Here is a 19,896-nt window from a genome sequence, read left to right as displayed (position 1 = left end):
TACCAGAAGGGCTAGGCTCACCGGCATGGTTACGAATAAAACGCGTATCGCCTTCGTCATTTCCGAAGACTGGTTTTTCGTGTCGCATTTTCTGCCCATGCTGCGTGCCGCGTGGGATGCCGGCCTTGATCCGCTCATCATTACCCGCGTTGGCCGCTGTCAGTCGACCCTGGAAAGACTGGGCGCCCGCGTGATTCCGCTGAATGTCGAAAGGCGTAGTATCGGACCGCTGGCCGTCGCCTCTTCGGTTCGGCGCATGGCAAAGATCTTGCGGGCAGAAAAGGTCGATATCGTTCACTGCATCGCGTTGCGCTCGATTATTCTCGGCGGTCTCGCGGCCAATTTGGCGGGGGTTAGAAACCGCGTCATGGCGGTTACCGGTGGCGGCTTGCTGACTGCCAACACGGACTTGGGCGCTGGAATTTTGCGTCGTCTTATCAAGAGTTCCATCACGCTGATTGCGTTGCGCGGCGAAAACCAGTTTCTTTTCGAGAATGTCACCGATCCCTTAAGTTTCGGGCTGGCGCCCACTGCCTCCAATGTCACCATCGTGCCGGGCGCCGGTGTCGATCCGCAGTTCTACACGGCCGCCGCACCGGCCACGGCCGGTGCACTGAAAATCGCCATGGTCAGCCGCATGGTCTGGTCCAAGGGAGCCGATCTCGCCGTCGAGGCGGTGTCTATCGCCCGCGAGCGCGGATATGATGTCTGCCTTTCCTTGTATGGCACGCCGGACCCATCCAACCCCAGATCGCTTTCCGAAGAAACGCTGAACAGCTGGTCGATGCGGCCGGGGATAAAATGGCAGGGCGCAACACAGGACGTGCGGTCGGTTTGGGCCGCCCATGATTTGGCGTGCCTGCCAACCAGAGGCGGAGAAGGGCTTCCGCGCTCGATCCTGGAAGCAGCCGCCTGCGGCCGGGCCATCCTGACCACCAATGTTCCAGGTACCCGCGACTTCGTGCGGGAAGGGCAGGAGGGCTGGCTCGTTCCACCCGACGACGTCCTGGCGCTCGCGGATCGGATCTGTGCCCTGGCATCGTCTCCCGCACTGGTGGCGACGGCTGGTGTGAACGCCCGCGCGCGGATCGTGGCCGGCTTCACGGAAGCGCATGTGGAGGGGCAGGTGTCAGCGCTCTACCGACGTTTTCTGGCGCCCTGAACGACAACGAACCCAAGCCATGGGACGATCTCCGCCTGCCATGGACGCGCTGCCGGTGCAGTTGAACCGCCGTCACCGGACGGCGGTCCGCAGACGGTAGCTCAAAACGCGCTGTCGTCTCCCGCCTCGGCGAGCTTCATCAGGTACTTTCCATAAGTGCTCTTACCGAGGGCGATTGCGAGCTTTGTCAGTTGAGCGTCGTCGATGTGGCCCATCCGGTAGGCAACTTCCTCCGGGCAGGCGACTTTAAAGCCCTGGCGCTTTTCGAGAGTACTGACGAACTCTGCGGCTTCGAGCAGACTGTCGGGTGTCCCGGTGTCGAGCCATGCGTAACCGCGACCCATCAGTTCCACCGAAAGCTGACCGCGTTCCAAATAGATGCGATTGACGTCGGTTATCTCCAACTCTCCGCGCGCAGACGGCTTCAGGTTAGCGGCAATGTCGACCACCTGCTCGTCGTAAAAATAGAGACCTGTCACCGCCCAGTTGCTTTTCGGCTTCTCAGGCTTTTCTTCGATTGAAAGAGCCTTCATGGAGTGGTCAAACTCGACCACGCCGTATCGTTCAGGATCTGTGACATGATAGGCAAAGACGCGAGCGCCGCGGGTGGTGTCTGCGCCCGACTTTAACAGTTGTGGCAGGCCGTGGCCGTAATAGATATTGTCGCCGAGAATAAGCGCCGAGGGATTGCTGCCGACAAAGTCCGCACCGATCACGAAAGCTTGGGCGAGACCATCGGGGCTAGGCTGCACGGCGTAATCGATGGAGATGCCCCAGTTGCTGCCATCGCCTAGCAGGCGCTTGAACGCCTCGTTGTCATGGGGCGTTGTGATGATCAAAATTTCCCTGATACCGGCAAGCATCAGCGTTGTCAGCGGGTAATAGATCATAGGCTTATCGTAGACCGGCATCAGCTGCTTGGACACGGCCATGGTGATCGGATAAAGGCGAGAGCCGGAGCCGCCCGCAAGAATGATGCCCTTCATGCTTCTTTCCTTGTGTCATGAGACGATGGGAGCGTCTTTGTGGAAGCGTTCTCCCAGCCAGCCGCTTGGCAGCAGCCGGAACGCTCCCTATGTCTTAGTTTGTTAAAAGTCTCTCACAAACCGCTCTCGTGGACTGTCGCCAGTCCGGAAGCACTATTGCGTAGACATCATTGAGCTTGCCGTTCGATAGCCGTGAATTGGCCGGTCGGCTGGCTGGCGTCGGATAGTCCGCGGTGGTGATGCGCCCGACGGTTACCGCCTTGCCGGTTTTCTGATGCAGATTGGCAAAAATCTCTTCGGCGAACTCCGCCCAGGTCGCCTCGCCGCTGCCGGTCAGATGAAAGACACCGCGCAACTTCGGATCGGCATCCTTGACCAGCCGCTGAGCGATGGCGATCACCGCATCAGCGATGTCGAGAGCGCTGGTCGGCGTACCCTGCTGATCGGCAACGACGTTTATGGCGTCGCGCGTTTCAGCCAGCCGTAGCATCGTCTTGACGAAATTGGCACCGTAAGGCGAATAGACCCAGGCGGTTCGAAGGATTGCGTGGTTTGCGGTCGCTGCTGCAATCGCCTGCTCGCCTGCCAGCTTGGATTTGCCGTAGACAGAGGTAGGCCCTGTCTCGTCTGTCTCGACATAGAAACCGTTCTTGTCGCCGGGAAACACGTAGTCGGTCGACAGATGCACGACTGGAATGCCGAGTTCCTCGGCGATGGCTGCGATCGCTGCCGGACCGTCAGCATTGATGGCAAAGGCCGCCGCTGCCTCGCTCTCGGCCTTGTCAACCGCCGTGTAGGCGGCGGCCGAAACGATCGCATCGGGTTTAAGGCCGACGAGAGCCGTTCGGATCGAGTCCTTGTCGGCCAAATCCAGTTCCGGGCGGCCGACAGCGACAATCTCGACACTGGCAAACGGCCCGCGCTCGATCAGCGCGCTCACCACCTGTCCACGTTTTCCTGTGACGGCTATCCGCATGTTTCTGTTCCCGAACCTATTTCAGTACGCCGAGACGCTCGCCAGAATAAACACCCTGACGCAGCGGCTGCCACCACCATTCATTGTCAAGATACCAGCGCACGGTGCGCTCGATACCGCTGTCGAAATTCTCTTGCGCTTTCCAGCCCAACTCTCTCTCCAGCTTGGTGGCGTCGATGGCGTAGCGCGCGTCATGGCCGGGGCGGTCGGTAACATACGTGATCAGCTCGGCATGAGGCCTTGCCTTGGGACGCAGCTGGTCCATCAGTTCGCAGACACGGGTGACGACGTCGATGTTGCGGCGCTCGTTGCGACCGCCGACGTTATACTTCTCGCCCAGCCGGCCATGCCCTGCGATCAGATCGAGGGCGCGCGCGTGGTCCTCGACATAAAGCCAGTCGCGAATATTGACGCCCTTTCCATAGACCGGGAGCGGCTTGCCATCCATGGCATTGAGGATGATGAGCGGGATCAGCTTTTCCGGAAAGTGATAGGGACCGTAATTGTTGGAGCAGTTTGACACCACGACGGGCAGGCCATAGGTGCGGTGCCATGCGACCGCCAAGTGGTCGCTTGCTGCCTTCGAAGCGGAATAGGGTGAGGACGGATCGTAAGGCGTGATCTCTTCGAACAAGCCTTCTTCGCCGAGCGAGCCGTAGACCTCATCGGTCGAAACATGGAGGAAACGGAAGGACGCTTTTCGGTCGGCCGGAAGGTCGTTCCAATAATGCCGTGCCGCTTCCAGAAGGCTGAAGGTCCCCATGACATTGGTCTGCACGAAGTCGGCGGCGCCACTGATCGAACGATCGACATGGCTTTCGGCGGCCAGATGCATGATACGATCCGGCTGGAAGGAGGCCATGGCCTCCGACATCTTCTGCAGGTCGCAGATATCGGCCCGAAGGAACCTGTAATTCTGGGCGCCGTCGAAATCCCTGAGCGATGCAAGATTGCCGGCATAGGTCAGTTTGTCGACGTTCAAAACCTCGGCACCGACGTTTTTCACGAGATGCCGGACGAGTGCCGACCCGATAAACCCTGCTCCGCCTGTGACAAGAATGCGCATGTTGTTCTGTCTCCGTGGCTTTATTCGTTGATCATCTGAAAGTACGCGGGCAGCTCCGCCAAAGTCGGTTGTTCCTTGTCCTTGTTGGACAGGATGGCGTCTTGGAGCGGCAGCGGCCACGCGATACCGATGCTTGGATCGTTCCACAGAAGGCCGCGGTCGTTCTGCGCGCTGTAGGGCGCTGTCACCTTGTATGAGATCACGCAATCGGGAACCAGGGTCGCAAAGCCGTGGGCAAATCCTGCCGGGATCCAGAGCTGCTCGCCGTTTTCCGTTGAGAGTTCGAGCCCGTACCATTGTCCGTAGGTTGCCGATCCCACGCGGATATCGACAGCGACATCGAAGATCCTTCCTGCGATACACCGCACCAATTTACCTTGCGCAAATGGCTCCAGCTGGAAGTGCAACCCACGCACCGTTCCGACCGAAGCCGACAGAGACTCGTTTTCCTGTACAAATGTGACGTCGGCCACATTCTCGCGGAACCAACCCTCCTTGAACGTCTCGGAAAAGTACCCGCGATGATCACCAAGTCTGTTAGGGGTAATTTTTGTGAGGCCAGCAAGCGGCAATCGGTCGATCTTCATCATACACCCATCTGTTCCACTCGATCCTTTGTAATTTCCGAGACCGGTTTGCAAGCGACTTCTATCGAATCACAAATCTCCGGTCATCCTTTTTAGACTCAAGGACCGTTCAACACTTAAAAGAGCCGGGTGGAGGAGATACGCCATTGCCAGCTCTAACTGACAGTGAAAGGTTTTCGCAGGCCGGCTCGACAAAAACCCTCCATTCGCCGAGTTTCTATAGCCTGCAGTTCCGCGTCGGCCGCCTTGGTCGGCGCCGGCAGTCTGACGTCGCAGGGCAAGCCACCGCCGCAGCTGACAGTGCGACGATCGACTAAGCTGCATGCGGCGCAGGCAGGTGGCGGGCGCAGTCACCGACACCAATGTCACCAGCCAGGATCCGGCAAGGCCCATCAGGCGCGACCAAATGGACGAGCGTCTCAGCGGGCGGCTGGACTGGACGCTGTCTTCATGCCGAGCGATGAGACGCTGATGCCCGACGCTGCCGAGTCCTGCCCGCCCGTCCGGCCCAGACTGTAGGGCGTGTCCTCATCCTGCGCATGATGTCGGCGTTGTCAGACCATAGTCTACCCGGACAGCGGGTGCCGTGAAGGAGACGCCAGCGCCAACGAGGATTGTTGTCTTATCCCGTGCCGACAATTCCGTGAACGCCCAGAGAGTGACGAAACGCACCGTGAGCGCTTTGAACCAAAAACCTCGCTATTTCTCGCCAGGCGCTGCCTTCCCGCCAAGATCGAATTTCCGGACCGGTCGATCAGGGTTGCAGGACAATTTCTCTCCTCAAACAGCTCGTCGGTTTTCGCATGGCTGCGCTGCAACAAAGTCTATTTAATGTGCGGCGAGATCGGCTATCTTCGTGTTCATGGAAGCGATGCTCCTCCTCCTCCCGCAAAGCTTCGAATTCAGGCGGCCCACTCCTCCTTCCGGGGACGCCTGTCGGAACAACGGCGCTCCTCCTCCCAAGCCGTTGTTCGGTTCTTTTCGAAAAGCCTGCCGCACCTCCTCCCGCGGCAGGCTTTTTCGTTTCAGGACCATCGCGTCAGAGGCCAAGAGCGAGTTGCGGTTCTTGAGCGCGGTCCTCCGTGTTCAGCGATGACAGGGTCACGCCCAGGAGCCGCACAGGACGTTTGAGCGGGAACACCGAGGCAAGCAGGATCTCTGCGGCCTCCAGCACCGTGTCGACATCCGAGACAGGCCCGGACAGGGTTTTGCTGCGGGTCGCCTGGCTGAAGTCCGAATATTTGATTTTCACAGTCACCGTCTTTCCCGTGATGGCATTGGCCTCACAATGGCGCCAGACCTTTTCCGCCAACGGCCTGAGCTCCGCCTTGGCCAGATCGAGATCGTCAATGTCCTCGACGAAGGTATCCTCGGCGCCAACGGATTTTCGGATCCGGTCGGGCCTGACCCGGCGTTCGTCGATGCCGCGAGCGATACCGTAGAAATAGGGCCCGGACTTGCCAAAATTCTGCTGGAGAAAGGCAAGCGACTTCGATTTGAGGTCAAGGCCGGTCTCGATGCCGTGCCGTTTCATGCGCTCGGCAGTTGCCGGCCCGACGCCATGGAATTTCTTGACGGGGAGGGTCTCGACAAAGCCCGGGCCATTCTTCGGGGTTATCACCGCCTGGCCATTGGGCTTGTTCAGGTCGCTTGCCATCTTGGCCAGAAACTTGTTGTAGGAGATGCCGGCAGATGCATTGAGGCCGGTGACAGCCTTGATCTTCGCGCGGATCTCCAGCGCAATGTCGGTGGCAATCTCCATGCCTTTCAGGTTCTCGGTCACGTCGAGATAGGCCTCGTCGAGCGACAGGGGTTCGATAAGGGCTGTGTACTCAGCAAAGATGTCCCGGATCTGCTGCGACACCTGCCGATAGACCTCGAAGCGTGGCGGCACGAAGATCAGCTCCGGACATTTCCGCTTGGCGGTCACCGAAGGCATGGCTGAGTGGACACCGAAGGTTCGCGCTTCGTAGCTTGCCGCCGCCACGACACCCCGGGCAGCCGATCCGCCAACGGCCAGCGGCCGTCCGCGCAGGTCGGGATTGTCGCGCTGCTCGACCGAGGCATAGAAGGCATCCATGTCGACATGAATGATTTTGCGGGTTGGGGATAACGTCACGTCGTTCATGGCGGCCATCTGGGATTGTCGGCGAAACAAAAAGAGAACATAGCAGTGTTTCGACCGATATCCAAGGCGATTGACGGTGACTTGCCCGCTTGAGGCAACCTGTGGGCCTAAGGGACGTTGAGCCAGGTGACATCAGCAACAGGAGATAGCCGCATGGCCGACGACAGCACCCTGAAGATCCGAGCCACCTTCGCGACCCGGGCCGCAGCCGATCTTGCAGTCGAGCATTTGGTTCAGCAGCACGGCATCGCAAGGCCTGACATCTTCATCCAATCGACCACCAATGAAAACACCGTCGGCACGTCGCCATCGGGCGGAGACCTTTCACACAACGAGGGCGCGCGAGACGATGCGCCGCTTGGCGGCGAAATCGAGGTGTCCGCCAATATCGCCTCCAGCCAAGTTGCGGTTGTCCAGCGCAGTCTGGGCGAGGCGGGTGCCATTCGCGTCTCGGGCCAATAGGCGCCCAAGCCTTTGCATGACCGTGGCGAGTGGCTCTTCGAATGGGGAGCGGGCCACATCGAGCCTTTCCCCCGAAAGATCAACCGCCTCCCGGTCGCATCCATGCCGCGACCGGCCGCGCCCGGCGTTTCGTCCAGGCACGCACCCACTGATTTTTTTCCTGAGGCCAAACACGGCGCAAAAGGGGGGTACGGCGCTGATTTGGCTCAAGAATCTTCTCCTTTGCTAAAATTGGAGGAGGATATTCCTATTTTGTACCGGCTTGACTCTCGCCGTTCGCCGGAACAGAACATGAACTTCAATCGATAAAACGGCATGACGTCGTTCTGATGACCCACGAACCGAGAGGATTGCGTGAACGATGACGGCTGCACGCGAGCACGTCATAGCCGATCTGCGCAGCCGCATCGCCGCCCTTGGGCGTGGCCCGGCGAAGCCATTGGAAAGCCTGCCCTTCGGTGTCGGCGAGATCGACGCCGTGCTGCCGGGAGGCGGTCTTGCGCGCGGCGCTCTTCACGAGTTTGCAGGCGGTGGCGCCGGGGCCGTCGATGGCGCAGCCGCCGCCCTGTTCGTTGCCGGGATTGCGGCCCGCACCAAAGGCAAGATCGTCTGGTGTCTGACGCGTCCAGACCTGTTCTTCCCGGCGCTGGCCCAAGCGGGCCTCGATGCCAACCGGGTCATCTTCGTCGAGGGCGATCGGCAGGAGGACGTGCTTGCGTCCATGGAGGAGGCCTTGTCCTATGGCGGCCTCGGCGCGGTCGTGGGGGAGCTCGTTCGGCTGCCGATGCTGGAAAGCCGGCGCCTGCAGCTGGCCGCCGAACAGAAGGGGAGCTTGGCCCTCGTCGTTCGCAGATGGCGCCGGCAGACGGAAGCCAACGACTTCGGTCAGCCGACCGCGTCGACCACGCGGTGGCGCGTCAGCGTGCTGCCGTCGGCGGCCTTGCCGGTACCCGGCGTCGGGCGGGCAACCTGGTTGCTGGAGCTGATGCGATCGCGGGCCGGCGCCTGTGCCGAATTTGTCGTTGGAGCGTGTGATGACCAGGGTCGTATCGATCTACCTTCCGGATCTGTCGACGGATCGCATTCGTCGCGCGGCCGATCCCGCCATTCCGGTTGACCAGGCCATTGCCGTGATTGCAAAAAGCGGATCGAAACGCTGGGTGTCGGCCGCCGACGATCCGGCAAGACGGGCAGGTGTGCGCATCGGCATGGCGGCCGCAAAGGCCCAGGCCCTGTTCCGGGGACTGCTGACGATCGAGGCCGACCCGCGGGCCGGCGCTGCGGCTCTCGAGCGGATCGCGTTGTGGGCATTGACCCAATATTCGCCCATCGTCGCCGTCGATGCCGAAGACGGTATCGTCATGGACACGGAGGGTGCCGACCATCTGAAGGGTGGAGAGCGTGCCATGCTGACGGGCATCGCCAATCGGTTCGCCGCCAGGGGTCTGACGACGCGTGTCGCCATAGCCGACACATGGGGTGCCGCGCACGCCTGCGCACGGGCGATCAAAAGGGAGACGGTCATCATACCCAGAGGCGAGACCCTGCGCGCCGTCGAGCGCTTGCCCGTCTGCCTGTTGCGGCTCCCGGACAAGATCATCGGGGATCTCAGGACCCTCGGCTTTCGCACGATCGGGGAGCTCTCCATGACGCCGCGCGCGCCGCTGACGCTTCGCTTCGGGCCCGAGATCGGGCGACGCCTTGACCAGATGTTCGGTCGTGTCCGCGAGCCGATCGAGCCCATCAGGAGCCCTGGACAGATTGCGGTCGCGCGCTCTTTCCAGGACCCGATCGGTGCGGCAGAGACGATAGACAAATATGTCGGGCGCCTGGTCGTCGAGCTCTGCGCCGAACTTCAAAGACAAGGGCTGGGGGTCCGGCGCGCCGACCTGATCGTCGACACGGTCGACAATGCCCGCCAGGCCATTCGTGCCGGAACGGCAAAGCCCGCAAGGAACGTGGCCTGGCTGACCAAGCTGTTCAAGGACCGCACCGAAAGGATCGATCCCGGTTTTGGCATCGAGAGGCTGACCCTGGTCGCCGTCATGGCGCAGCCGCTCGAGGAGACCCAGACGGCATCGTCGTTTGTCGAGGACGGTGACGGCGATATCACGCCGCTTGTGGACATCTTCGGCAATCGCGGCCAGCGGGTCTACCGTCTGGCACCGGTCGCATCCGACGTCCCGGAGCGCAGCGTCCGGCGTATTGCTGCGACCGCTGACGATATCGACGTCTTCTGGTCGCATCAGTGGCCGCGTCCGGTCCTCTTGCTTGCCCATCCGGAAGAGGTCGAGGTGATCGCGCTGCTGCCCGACCATCCGCCGGTATCGGTGACGTGGCGGGGCAAGCGACGGCGGGTCAAACGCGCCGACGGGCCCGAGCGCATCTTCGGCGAATGGTGGCAGCGCACGTCCGAATGGGCGGCGGTTCGCGACTACTTCACCGTCGAGGACGACGCCGGCGAGCGTCTCTGGATTTTCCGATCCGGCGACGGTGTCGATGGCGGGACCGGATCCCACGCATGGTATGTCCACGGAATTTTCGCATGAGATATGCCGAGCTGCAGGTGACCACGCATTTCAGTTTTCTAAGGGGCGCCAGTTCGGCCCACGAGTTGTTTGCAACCGCCAAGGACCTGGGCATCGATGCGATCGGGGTCGTCGATCGCAACTCGCTTGCCGGCATCGTCCGTGCACTCATAGCCTCGCGCGAAACAGGCGTGCGGCTGGTTGTCGGATGTCGCCTCGATCTGGCGGACGGCATGTCGATCCTCGTCTATCCGACCGACCGCGCCGCCTATGCCCGGCTGACGCGGCTCATCACCCTGGGAAAGGCAAGGGGCGGAAAGAACAACTGCGTTCTGCATCTGGACGACGTCGCGATGTATGCCGATGGCCTGCTCGGTATCCTGGTCCCGGACCTTGCCGACGAGACGTGCGCCGTCCAGCTGCGCAAGATGGGCGACGTCTTTGGGGATGGCGCTTACCTCTCCCTGTCGCTGAGGCGCCGCCCCAACGACCAGCTGCGCCTGCATGAGCTGTCCAACATGGCCGAACGCCTCAAGGTCAAGACCGTCGTTACCAATGACGTGCTGTTCCACGAGCCGGGCAGGCGGCAACTGCAGGATATCGTTACCTGCATCCGCAACAACACCACCATCGACGCGGTCTGGTTCGAGCGGGAGCGTCATGCCGACAGGTTCCTCAAGCCGCCGGAAGAGATGGCGCGTCTGTTCCCGCGCTACCCGCAAGCGCTGCGGCGAACCATGGAGATCGTCGAGCGCTGTCGATTTTCGCTGGAGGAATTGACCTACCAGTATCCGCTGGAAGCCATCGTTCCTGGAAAGTCGGCGCAGCAATCCCTCGAGCACTATGTCTGGCAATGCGTGCCGGATCGCTATCCGGAAGGCCTGCCGCCAAAGACGCTGCAGATCGTCCGCCATGAGCTCGATCTTATTCAGAAGATGGAATACGCGCCGTATTTCCTGACGGTCTTCTCGATCGTGCGGTTTGCACGAAGCAAGGGCATCCTTTGTCAGGGGCGCGGCTCGGCTGCGAATTCGGCCGTCTGCTACATTCTTGGCGTCACCTCCATCGATCCCGAAACCAACGATCTGCTGTTTGAGCGCTTCGTCAGCCAGGAGCGGGACGAACCGCCGGACATCGATGTCGATTTCGAGCACGAGCGGCGCGAGGAGGTCATCCAATGGATCTACAGGACCTATGGCCGGGAGAAGGCGGCCCTCTGCGCGACCGTGACACGCTACCGCGCCAAGGGGGCGATCCGCGATGTCGGCAAGGCGCTGGGCCTGCCGGAAGATCTGATCAAGGCGCTGTCGTCCGGCATGTGGTCGTGGTCGCAAGAGGTGAGCGGCCGAAACGTGAAAGAGCTCAATCTCAATCCGGACGATCGCCGGCTGGTGCTGACCCTGCAGCTGGCTCAGCAGTTGATGGGAGCGCCCCGCCACCTCGGACAGCATCCCGGCGGCTTCGTGCTGACGCGTGACCGCCTCGACGATCTCGTCCCCATCGAGCCGGCCAGCATGAAAGACCGGCAGATCATCGAATGGGACAAGGACGATGTCGAAGCCTTGAAGATGATGAAGGTCGACGTCCTGGCGCTCGGCATGCTGACCTGCATGAGCAAGGCCTTCGATCTCATCCGCAAGCACAAGGACGAAGACCTGGATCTGTCGACGATCCGCCAGGAGGATCCGGCGACCTATGCGATGATCCGCAAGGCCGACACGCTCGGGACGTTTCAGATTGAGTCCAGGGCCCAGATGGCGATGCTGCCGCGTCTGAAGCCGAGGACATTTTACGATTTGGTCGTCCAGGTTGCCATCGTGCGCCCGGGGCCGATCCAGGGCGATATGGTCCATCCCTATCTGCGCCGTCGCGAAGGCAAGGAAAAGGTCGAATATCCCACCCCGGAACTGGAAGCCGTGCTCGGCAAAACGCTGGGCGTGCCGCTGTTTCAAGAATCGGCGATGCGGGTCGCGATGGTCTGTGCCGGGTTTACCGGCGGGGAGGCCGACCAATTGCGCAAGAGCATGGCGACCTTCAAGTTCACCGGGGGCGTGTCGAGGTTCAAGGACAAACTGGTCTCGGGCATGGTGCGAAACGGCTACACCGCCGCGTTCGCCGAAAAGACCTTCAGCCAGCTCGAGGGGTTCGGATCCTATGGCTTTCCGGAATCGCATGCGGCTTCCTTCGCGCTGATCGCCTATGCGTCCAATTTTGTGAAGTGCCACTTCCCGGACGTTTTTTGCGCGGCCCTTTTGAACAGTCAGCCCATGGGCTTTTATGCGCCCGCCCAGATCGTCGGCTGTGCGCGTGCCCATGGCGTCGAGATCCGCCCCGTCTGCATCAACCAGTCGCGCTGGGACTGCACGCTGGAACGGATTGGCGATACGGGTCGCCATGCTGTCCGGCTGGGCATGCGGATCGTGAGAGGCCTGGCTGTCGCCGACGCCGCCCGGATCGTTGCCGCGCGCATGAACGCAGAGTTCGGTTCCGTCGATGACCTGTGGCGCCGGTCTGGCGTACCCGCCGCCTCGCTGGTCGAGCTTGCGCAGGCCGATGCGTTCCGGCCGGCCCTGAAGCTCGAGAGACGCGATGCGCTCTGGGCGATAAAGGCGCTGCGCGACGAGCCGCTACCCTTGTTTGCCGCTGCCGCTGCACGCGACATGCAGGCCATCGCTGAGCAGCGCGAGCCCGAGGTCGCGCTCAGGCAGATGACCGAAGGCCATAACGTGGTGGAGGACTACGGCCATACCGGGCTCACGCTTCGCGACCACCCAATCGCCTTTCTCAGAAACGATCTGGCAAAGCGCAGCATCGTGACCTGCGAGGAGGCCATGACCGCCCGGGACGGACGATGGGTCATGACGGCGGGCCTGGTGCTGGTGCGGCAAAAACCGGGCTCGGCCAAAGGCGTGATGTTCATCACGATCGAGGACGAGACCGGTCCCGCCAACATCGTCGTCTGGCCGAAGCTGTTCGAAAAGCGGCGTCGAGTGGTGCTGGGAGGCTCGATGATGGCGATCAACGGGCGAATCCAGCGGGAAGGCGATGTCGTCCATCTGGTTGCCCAGCAATTGTTCGACCTGACGGGGGATCTTTCCGGCCTTGCAGACCGGGAGATCGAGTTCAAATTGCCGGCGGGTCGTGGAGACGAGTTTGCCCATGGTTCTGCTGGCGGTGGAGATTCACGCGATCGGGCACCGCCACCGAAACCGCGGGACATTTTTGTACGCCCCTTCCGAATTCCGCATGGCCCGGTCCATGCCGAGCCCGATCCTCAGCCGAGCCAAATCCCCAAAGCCCGCATGGAAGGCAAATGACCCGTCCCGGATCGATCCGGTAAGGTGAAGTGTTGGTGTGCGCCCTTGTCCGCCATGCAGGAACGAGGATCTGATCGGTCGATATGATGCGGCGCACCATCACAGATATATGATCGGGGACGATAGCGGCATGCGACGACGTCCCCTATTTGTCGCCGCCCATAGCCCTAGCTTGGAAAGACAAGGGGCGCTGTGTGAGCACTTTTGCGCCCCGATCTTTTCCAACGAAGCGGAGCCGACCATGCCAAGCCCAATCGATCTGGAACTGTCCCGCCGCGACCTCCTCATCTCATCTGCCGCGACCGTGGTGGTGTCCGGGATAGCGGGCAAGGCGGTGGCGACTGAACCGGCGGGGAGCGAAGCGACCTTCACCTCCAAGGTCTCGCTGAGCGTAAACGGAGGCCGTCGCGAACTGGACGTCGACAACAGGACGACCCTCCTCGACGCCCTGCGGGAGCATCTTCATCTGACCGGCACGAAGAAAGGCTGCGACCACGGCCAGTGCGGCGCTTGTACCGTCATCGTCGACGGGCGCAGGATCAATTCCTGCCTGACGCTCGCCCTGATGCACGAGGGCGACCAGGTCGTCACGATCGAAGGCCTCGGCAAGCCCGGCGATCTCCATCCCATGCAGGCCGCCTTTGTCAAGCATGACGGGTTCCAGTGCGGCTACTGCACGCCGGGACAAATCTGTTCCTCCGTGGCGATGTTGGAGGAGATCAAGGCGAATGTCCCGAGCCATGTCACGGGCGATCTGACGGCGGACGGAAAGGCGACGCTCGCCGAGATCCGCGAACGCATGAGCGGCAATATCTGTCGCTGCGGCGCTTACTCCAACATCGTCGATGCCATCAGGGACGTTGCGGGGACAGAAGCATGAGACCCTTTACCTTCGAACGCGCCAACTCTGTCGAGGCCGCCGCCAAGGCTGCAGCCAGCAATCCGAACGCCAAGTTCATCGCCGGTGGCACCAATCTTCTCGACCTGATGAAGCTGCAGATCGAGACACCGGGCCACCTGATCGACGTCAACGGTCTCGGTCTCGATAAAATCGAAGCCACGGGCGAGGGCGGCTTGCGCATAGGGGCGCTTGTGCGCAACACGGACCTTGCCGCCGACCAGACCGTGCGGCGCGACTACGGACTTCTATCCCGCGCGCTGCTGGCCGGTGCCTCCGGGCAATTGCGAAATAAGGCCACGACCGCAGGAAACCTCCTTCAGCGGACACGCTGTCCCTACTTCTATGACACCAACCAGCCCTGCAACAAACGCCAGCCGGGCAGCGGATGCTCGGCCATCGGCGGCGTCACCCGCCAACTGGCGATTGTCGGCGCCAGCGACGCCTGCATCGCCACGCATCCAAGCGACATGGCAATCGCCATGCGCGCCCTGGATGCGGTCGTCGAGACCGTGAAGGAGAGCGGGCAGACCCGCGCCATTCCGATCGCCGATTTCCATCGTCTGCCGGGCGACACGCCCCATATCGAGACCGTGCTCGAGCCCGGCGAGTTCGTCACGGCCGTCACCTTGCCCGCGCCGATCGGGGGTAAGCACATCTACCGCAAGGTTCGCGACCGCGCCTCCTATGCCTTCGCGCTGATCTCCGTCGGAGCGATTATTCAGCCCGATGGGACCGGGCGCGTCGCCGTCGGCGGTGTCGCCCACAAGCCGTGGCGGATGGACACCGCCGAGGTGCAATTGCCGAACGGCGCGCGGGCCACCACTGCGGTCCTCCTCGCAGACGCCCGCCCGTCCGACCAGAACCGTTTCAAGGTGAACCTCGTCGAGCGCGCGCTCGGTGCTGTCATCACCGAAGCCAGGGGTTGAGCCATGCAGTTCGATACGCCAGCAACGACCAATCCAATCGACCAGTTGAAGGTGGTGGGCCAGCCGATCCCGCGCATCGACGGCCAGCTCAAGACCACCGGTCGTGCGATCTATGCCTATGAGTGGCACGATCCCGCGATCCGCTATGCCTATGGCTATCCGGTGGGCGCGGCCATCGCCATGGGTCGCATCAAATCGGTGGACGCGGACGCCGCGAAGGCCGCGCCGGGCGTCATCGCCGTCGTCACTGCGCTTGACGTCGGCAAACGCAAGAAAGGCAAATTCAACATCGCCAATCTATTTGGCGGCGAGGAAATCCAGCATTACCATCAGGCGGTCGCGGTCGTGGTTGCCGAGACCTTCGAACAGGCGCGGTCAGCGGCCGCCTTGATCAAGGTCGATTACACCGAAGGGAAGGGTTCCTTCGACCTGAAGGACGCTATGGCCGGCGCGGTCGAGCCGAAGGAGTCCAAGGACGAGCAGGATACGGCGGTCGGGGACTTCGAGGGGGCCTTCAAGGCGGCCGCCGTCAGTCTCGACGAACGCTATACGACGCCCGACCAGTCGCATTCGATGATGGAGCCATTCGCTTCGATCGCCGCATGGAATGGCGACGAGCTGACGGTCTGGACCTCAAGCCAGATGATCAACTGGTGGCGCACCGACCTTGCAACCACTCTCGGTGTCGACAAGGAGAAAATTCACCTCATGTCGCCCTTCATCGGCGGCGGTTTCGGGGGCAAGCTGTTCCTGCGCGCCGATACCGTTCTTGCGGCTTTTGCAGCGAAGGCTGCGAAGCGCCCGGTGAAGGTGACGTTGCCGAGGCCAATGATGGCCAACAATGCCACGCATCGTCCGGCGACCATCCAGCGCATCCGGATCGGGGCCGGGCGCGACGGCAAGATCACGGCCATCGGCCATGAAAGCTGGTCCGGAAACCTTAAAGATGGGAAGCCGGAGACGGCCGTGATGCAGTCCCGGCTTCTCTACGCCGGCGCCAATCGTATGACTGCCATGCGGCTGGCAACGCTGGACCTGCCGGAAGGCAACGCCATGCGTGCGCCGGGAGAAGCGCCTGGACTGATGGCGCTCGAGATCGCCATCGACGAGATTGCCGAGAAGGTTGGCATGGACCCGATAAACTTTCGGATCGTCAACGACACCCAAGTCGACCCGGAAAAACCCGAACGACCCTTTTCGCACCGCAATCTGATCGGCTGCCTGAAACGGGGGGCAGAACGCTTCGGCTGGGATGCCCGCGCAAGGCCGGGATCGAGGCGCGACGGCAATTGGCTGGTCGGCATGGGCGTTGCTGCGGCATTTCGCAACAACCAGACAGTTCCGTCTGGAGCGAGGGTCCGCCTCGACAAGGACGGGATCGTGACGGTCGAAACGGACATGACCGACATCGGCACCGGCAGCTATACGATCATCGCCCAGACTGCCGCCGAGATGATGGGCGTGACGATGGACAAGGTGGGCGTCCATCTCGGTGACAGCCGTTTTCCCGTCTCGGCCGGTTCGGGCGGTCAGTTCGGGGCCAATTCCGCCACGTCCGGCGTCTATGCGGCCTGCATCAAGCTGCGTGAGGCGATTGCCCAGAAGCTCGGGCTGAATGCCAATGACGTCGCCTTCGAAAACGGTATGGTGCGCTCTGGCGACAGATCGGTTTCGCTGGCCGAGGCCGCAGGCTCCGACGGACTTGTCGGGGAAGACACGATGACGTGGGGCGATCTGTCGAAAACGCATCAGCAATCGACGTTCGGCGCGCATTTTGTCGAAGTCGGCGTCGATGTCGCGACGGGGGAGACCCGTATCCGGCGCATGCTCGCCGTCTGTGCTGCGGGCCGCATCCTCAATCCCATCACCGCACGCAGCCAGGTCATCGGCGCAATGACGATGGGCGCAGGCGGCGCGCTGTCGGAAGAACTGGCTGTGGACACCCGCAAAGGGTTCTTCGTCAATCATGATCTGGCCGGCTACGAAGTGCCGGTCCATGCCGACATCCCGCACCAGGAGGTGATCTTCATGGATGAGACGGATCCTATGTCTTCGCCGATGAAGGCTAAGGGCGTTGGCGAGCTTGGTCTCTGTGGCGTGTCCGCTGCCATCGCCAACGCCGTCTACAACGCAACTGGCATCCGGGTCCGGGACTATCCAATCACGCTCGACAGACTGATCGGCGGTCTTCCGGAGGTCGCCTGACATGCTGGTGGTGGTCGACTGGAGCCGTGGACCTGCGGAGTATAGGTCCTGGGTGAATGTCGCCGAGCTTCAGATGCCGCTGCCTGTAAGCGCGGCACGCACGGATGATCCCGGACAAGCCCTGCGCCTCGCCGAACAGTGGTTCCATGAGGCCGGTGGCGCTGGCAACCCTCCTTGAAATCGGCGGCGGGGCGGCAAAACGATGGTGGTGAGCACGGTGGTCAGATAGGCCAGCCTTAGGCAAGCGTTAAAACCTGGGCGAATGGCCCGCAGCCCAAGGAGAGCCGGCCATGATCGCTGAGCTGCGAACCACGCGCCAAGCGATTTACCAAGGGTCTCAGCCGGCCGGTTGGAACAGGCTGCAAGCGTTCGCGCATCGACAGCGACCTATGTTCCGCGTGCCTGAATGGCGAGCGGTGAAAAAACGGACCACGAGCGGACCCGTCTCGGCATTCTTTTCACTGTGGAAACCTAAGGCTGGGGCATTGAGGTGTCGTGAAGTCCTATCATTCTGTTCAATTCGGACAAGAGCTGACCGTTTGACATCGGGATTTCGTTGGTCTTTCCAGTTGCTGATATCTCGGATTTCAGAACAACGTTCCGCCCGCTTGGTGACGACCGCGCTGCCACGTCAGACATCTCGATGCTGCCTTCTATCCACTGCGAAATGAGGGCGACAAAGACCGGGTCGCGGTCGATCGGCGTCCCCCGAGCACGATACCTGTCGACAACACGCTCATAGGCAGCGCGACGTCTTTCCGTTAGCGAAGGTTCATTTTCCTCGTTCAAACCCATGGCCTTCCCTATGCGATCGTCAACTCGTTCGATAAGTGCCAATAATGGATTTCTCCTAACAGGACATTGCCGACGGCTATCGACGATCACATGCTTTCCGTCTGAACTAAAAAAAGGCGCGCCTCGAGAATTGGTGGCTTCCGAGTGGCGCGTGAATCGTTCCCTAACCTCTCCATCTAGGAGTGGTGCGTATTCTGATACGCCTGGCGAAAGGGTGGTAATGGCAATCGCTGTTCGTCAAGGGCGAGGCATTGTAAACGGCCCAGAATGACCGTGGCAGCGGGCCTGCGCAAATTCACGATGCATCGATGCGGCTTCCGCCGGGGCACTGAGTGTGAAGATCAGGCAGGCCGACTGCTTCACATTCTCCTACGCGATGGTTAGCTCGGTCTGGAGATCGATCCCGACGACCGCTCCTCCCGGAGACTTCGAAGGCGGGCCGACTTCGCCTGTGCTTCCCGTCGCCGCCTTTCCTCCTCCGCGAAGGCAATTTCCGTGGATTTCTCGGCAAGCCTTCGCTTCTGCTCTTTCGTCAATTGAACCCGGCGCTTCTTCTCTTCCATCGTATGTCTCCGCTCGAATAATGGACCGAGGAAAATGCGAAAGGCAGATTATGGTTTCGTCCCTTTTCTGTCTGTCCGGAACTGGACAAAACTCCCTGCGCCGCGCCTCGACAGACTTCCATTTAGCGACTTAGGTTCAAATGCAGCCAAAGCAGAGTTCAGGATAAAATCTTCGTAAAGGTCGATTTTAACGATCGAAGTTTTGTGCCGGAGCTCCCAGGTCTGCTTTCGGACCCGCGTCATTGGAGGAACTGGGATCGAATAGTTGCGCCTTGCGCAGATGATACTTCATCTTCCAAAGTACGAGATCGCGCGGTGACCCAAGCGACACAAGCAGCCATGTAAGTGCAACCGAGCCGACCGTCAGCTTCACCAGCGTCAGGTCTATCGAAGAGAACTCGGAAAGTGCTGCGTCGATATGCGCAGTGAGCTCCAGGTCTGGAACGGCCTCATAGGCGAAAAAGAAGTCCGAAGCCGACATTCGTGTCAGGACGTCGCGAAGATGTCCCGACGAGAAAAGCGCCGATGCGGGATCCGGGCCGACGTGATGGGGCTGTGTCTGCTCGTAGCGCCAGCTTAAAGACTGTGACCGCTGTCTTCCGTTCTCAGCTTGCGACGATCGGGTCTGTACCGCCAGCGATGAACTCCCTCGCAGGATGTCGCAGATTACCGTGGTAGCTGACTTCCAATCGGTTTCGTTTTCGAACATCGCGCACCTAGGTGATGGTTGCTGGATAGGGCAACAGTCTGCGTCCGGATTTGTTCCCGAAGCCTTCCGCCCAATCGAGCAGCTGTCTCAGCCCTCGGAGAATTCCGAACTTAGTTAACAACTGCCACCAGACTCGATGCAATCAACGGGCGAAAACCTCACGGATGGTAATGGACCTTATCTTCGGGAGAGAGTTACAGCGAGAGCATCCAAGGGACACCCCGCTTCTTAATCATGGACAACACTCCATTATATCTTCTTGGCACGATCGAAGCGCTGAACTGGCTCTTCGAGCCGGGATGCGAGGTGATGATCACCGACATGGTGATTGCCGAAGCCATTCGTGAGCCAGGCGAAGGCTGGGATCAGAGACGAAACGCTTGAGCTTACGTGGTTGAGTGGCTGCAAAGCAAGCGAGACAAAATTACGGTTCTCAAAACAGTCGGAGGCCAGCGACACGAACGCGAGATGCTCCTTTGGGAAATGGCTGGGAGGCCGGATGACCTACACCCCGACTGGAGCGACCGCGGGGAACGAAGTGTCTTTTCCGCCGTCCAAGATCTCAAAGCTGAGTTAGCGCAAACG

At 61.1% G+C, this 19,896-nt stretch carries 16 protein-coding genes; 9 read left to right on the top strand and 7 right to left on the bottom strand.

All coding sequences use genetic code 11. The features are described 5' to 3' along the window. Nucleotides 1-25 precede the first annotated feature (25 nt). Complete coding sequence (locus J5289_RS20990; RefSeq protein ID WP_209207361.1) at nucleotides 26-1,162, top strand: glycosyltransferase family 4 protein; 1,137 nt, start codon at nucleotides 26-28, stop codon at nucleotides 1,160-1,162. 101 nt (nucleotides 1,163-1,263) lie between these two features. Here the strand turns inward: J5289_RS20990 and rfbA are convergent, their stop codons facing one another. From rfbA to dinB, 5 genes are all read right to left on the bottom strand, one after another. After that, on the bottom strand, nucleotides 1,264-2,148 hold the full coding sequence (gene rfbA, locus J5289_RS20985; protein WP_209207362.1) for a glucose-1-phosphate thymidylyltransferase RfbA: 885 nt from the start codon (nucleotides 2,146-2,148) through the stop codon (nucleotides 1,264-1,266). Between the two features lie 94 nt (nucleotides 2,149-2,242). Further along, on the bottom strand, nucleotides 2,243-3,124 hold the full coding sequence (gene rfbD, locus J5289_RS20980; protein ID WP_209207363.1) for a dTDP-4-dehydrorhamnose reductase: 882 nt from the start codon (nucleotides 3,122-3,124) through the stop codon (nucleotides 2,243-2,245). Nucleotides 3,125-3,140: 16 nt separating this feature from the next. Continuing rightward, on the bottom strand, nucleotides 3,141-4,190 hold the full coding sequence (gene rfbB / locus J5289_RS20975; RefSeq protein ID WP_209207364.1) for a dTDP-glucose 4,6-dehydratase: 1,050 nt from the start codon (nucleotides 4,188-4,190) through the stop codon (nucleotides 3,141-3,143). Between the two features lie 20 nt (nucleotides 4,191-4,210). Then, the gene (gene rfbC / locus J5289_RS20970; protein WP_209207380.1) at nucleotides 4,211-4,777 is read right to left on the bottom strand and encodes a dTDP-4-dehydrorhamnose 3,5-epimerase; all 567 of its coding nucleotides are present in this window, start codon (nucleotides 4,775-4,777) and stop codon (nucleotides 4,211-4,213) included. A gap of 1,039 nt (nucleotides 4,778-5,816) precedes the next feature. Further along, nucleotides 5,817-6,905 (bottom strand): DNA polymerase IV, encoded by a 1,089-nt coding sequence (gene dinB / locus J5289_RS20965; RefSeq protein ID WP_209207381.1) that lies wholly within the window; start codon nucleotides 6,903-6,905, stop codon nucleotides 5,817-5,819. A 153-nt stretch (nucleotides 6,906-7,058) separates the two neighbouring features. Between dinB and J5289_RS20960 the strand changes: the two genes are divergently transcribed. From J5289_RS20960 to paoC, 7 genes are all read left to right on the top strand, one after another. Next, nucleotides 7,059-7,367, top strand: coding sequence for a hypothetical protein (locus tag J5289_RS20960; protein ID WP_142831029.1), 309 nt, complete (start codon nucleotides 7,059-7,061; stop codon nucleotides 7,365-7,367). A 361-nt stretch (nucleotides 7,368-7,728) separates the two neighbouring features. Beyond that, entirely contained in the window at nucleotides 7,729-8,484 is a 756-nt protein-coding gene (locus J5289_RS20955) for an ImuA family protein (protein WP_209207365.1), read from the top strand. Next, a complete protein-coding gene (locus J5289_RS20950; protein ID WP_209207366.1) occupies nucleotides 8,402-9,916 on the top strand; it encodes a DNA polymerase Y family protein in 1,515 nt (504 codons plus the stop codon). The genes J5289_RS20955 and J5289_RS20950 overlap by 83 nt, the downstream gene beginning before the upstream one ends. Continuing rightward, on the top strand, nucleotides 9,913-13,212 hold the full coding sequence (locus J5289_RS20945) for an error-prone DNA polymerase (protein WP_209207367.1): 3,300 nt from the start codon (nucleotides 9,913-9,915) through the stop codon (nucleotides 13,210-13,212). Before J5289_RS20950 ends, J5289_RS20945 begins: the two co-directional genes overlap by 4 nt. Nucleotides 13,213-13,453: 241 nt before the next feature. Beyond that, nucleotides 13,454-14,092 carry an aldehyde dehydrogenase iron-sulfur subunit PaoA gene (gene paoA, locus J5289_RS20940; protein WP_209186569.1) on the top strand — a complete coding sequence of 213 codons (639 nt, stop codon included), beginning with the start codon at nucleotides 13,454-13,456 and terminating at the stop codon, nucleotides 14,090-14,092. After that, nucleotides 14,089-15,039, top strand: coding sequence for a xanthine dehydrogenase family protein subunit M (locus J5289_RS20935; RefSeq protein WP_209207368.1), 951 nt, complete (start codon nucleotides 14,089-14,091; stop codon nucleotides 15,037-15,039). Before paoA ends, J5289_RS20935 begins: the two co-directional genes overlap by 4 nt. Before the next feature lie 3 nt (nucleotides 15,040-15,042). Next, nucleotides 15,043-17,244 carry an aldehyde oxidoreductase molybdenum-binding subunit PaoC gene (gene paoC / locus J5289_RS20930; protein WP_209207369.1) on the top strand — a complete coding sequence of 734 codons (2,202 nt, stop codon included), beginning with the start codon at nucleotides 15,043-15,045 and terminating at the stop codon, nucleotides 17,242-17,244. A 471-nt stretch (nucleotides 17,245-17,715) separates the two neighbouring features. On the opposite strand, the gene J5289_RS20925 is transcribed toward paoC, so the two are convergent. Then, a complete protein-coding gene (locus tag J5289_RS20925) occupies nucleotides 17,716-18,081 on the bottom strand; it encodes a hypothetical protein (protein WP_209207370.1) in 366 nt (121 codons plus the stop codon). Between the two features lie 708 nt (nucleotides 18,082-18,789). Beyond that, nucleotides 18,790-19,311, bottom strand: a complete 522-nt coding sequence (locus J5289_RS20920; protein ID WP_209207371.1) for a hypothetical protein — start codon at nucleotides 19,309-19,311, stop codon at nucleotides 18,790-18,792. A 234-nt stretch (nucleotides 19,312-19,545) separates the two neighbouring features. On the opposite strand from J5289_RS20920, the gene J5289_RS20915 reads away from it, so the two are divergent. Beyond that, nucleotides 19,546-19,695, top strand: coding sequence for a hypothetical protein (locus J5289_RS20915; RefSeq protein WP_209207372.1), 150 nt, complete (start codon nucleotides 19,546-19,548; stop codon nucleotides 19,693-19,695). Nucleotides 19,696-19,896: the final 201 nt, after the last annotated feature.

Source organism: Rhizobium sp. B230/85 (assembly GCF_019355735.1).
Lineage (GTDB): Bacteria > Pseudomonadota > Alphaproteobacteria > Rhizobiales > Rhizobiaceae > Rhizobium > Rhizobium rhododendri.
This window is presented reverse-complemented; position numbering and strand designations above follow the sequence as displayed.

What these genes read in the sequence shown, in the direction of transcription:
- J5289_RS20990 (WP_209207361.1), top strand. Translation starts at nt 26, where the DNA reads ATGGTTACGAATAAAACGCGTATCGCCTTCGTCATTTCCGAAGACTGG.
- rfbA (WP_209207362.1), bottom strand. Translation starts at nt 2,148, where the DNA reads ATGAAGGGCATCATTCTTGCGGGCGGCTCCGGCTCTCGCCTTTATCCG.
- rfbD (WP_209207363.1), bottom strand. Translation starts at nt 3,124, where the DNA reads ATGCGGATAGCCGTCACAGGAAAACGTGGACAGGTGGTGAGCGCGCTG.
- rfbB (WP_209207364.1), bottom strand. Translation starts at nt 4,190, where the DNA reads ATGCGCATTCTTGTCACAGGCGGAGCAGGGTTTATCGGGTCGGCACTC.
- rfbC (WP_209207380.1), bottom strand. Translation starts at nt 4,777, where the DNA reads ATGAAGATCGACCGATTGCCGCTTGCTGGCCTCACAAAAATTACCCCT.
- dinB (WP_209207381.1), bottom strand. Translation starts at nt 6,905, where the DNA reads ATGAACGACGTGACGTTATCCCCAACCCGCAAAATCATTCATGTCGAC.
- J5289_RS20960 (WP_142831029.1), top strand. Translation starts at nt 7,059, where the DNA reads ATGGCCGACGACAGCACCCTGAAGATCCGAGCCACCTTCGCGACCCGG.
- J5289_RS20955 (WP_209207365.1), top strand. Translation starts at nt 7,729, where the DNA reads ATGACGGCTGCACGCGAGCACGTCATAGCCGATCTGCGCAGCCGCATC.
- J5289_RS20950 (WP_209207366.1), top strand. Translation starts at nt 8,402, where the DNA reads ATGACCAGGGTCGTATCGATCTACCTTCCGGATCTGTCGACGGATCGC.
- J5289_RS20945 (WP_209207367.1), top strand. Translation starts at nt 9,913, where the DNA reads ATGAGATATGCCGAGCTGCAGGTGACCACGCATTTCAGTTTTCTAAGG.
- paoA (WP_209186569.1), top strand. Translation starts at nt 13,454, where the DNA reads ATGCCAAGCCCAATCGATCTGGAACTGTCCCGCCGCGACCTCCTCATC.
- J5289_RS20935 (WP_209207368.1), top strand. Translation starts at nt 14,089, where the DNA reads ATGAGACCCTTTACCTTCGAACGCGCCAACTCTGTCGAGGCCGCCGCC.
- paoC (WP_209207369.1), top strand. Translation starts at nt 15,043, where the DNA reads ATGCAGTTCGATACGCCAGCAACGACCAATCCAATCGACCAGTTGAAG.
- J5289_RS20920 (WP_209207371.1), bottom strand. Translation starts at nt 19,311, where the DNA reads ATGTTCGAAAACGAAACCGATTGGAAGTCAGCTACCACGGTAATCTGC.
- J5289_RS20915 (WP_209207372.1), top strand. Translation starts at nt 19,546, where the DNA reads ATGGACAACACTCCATTATATCTTCTTGGCACGATCGAAGCGCTGAAC.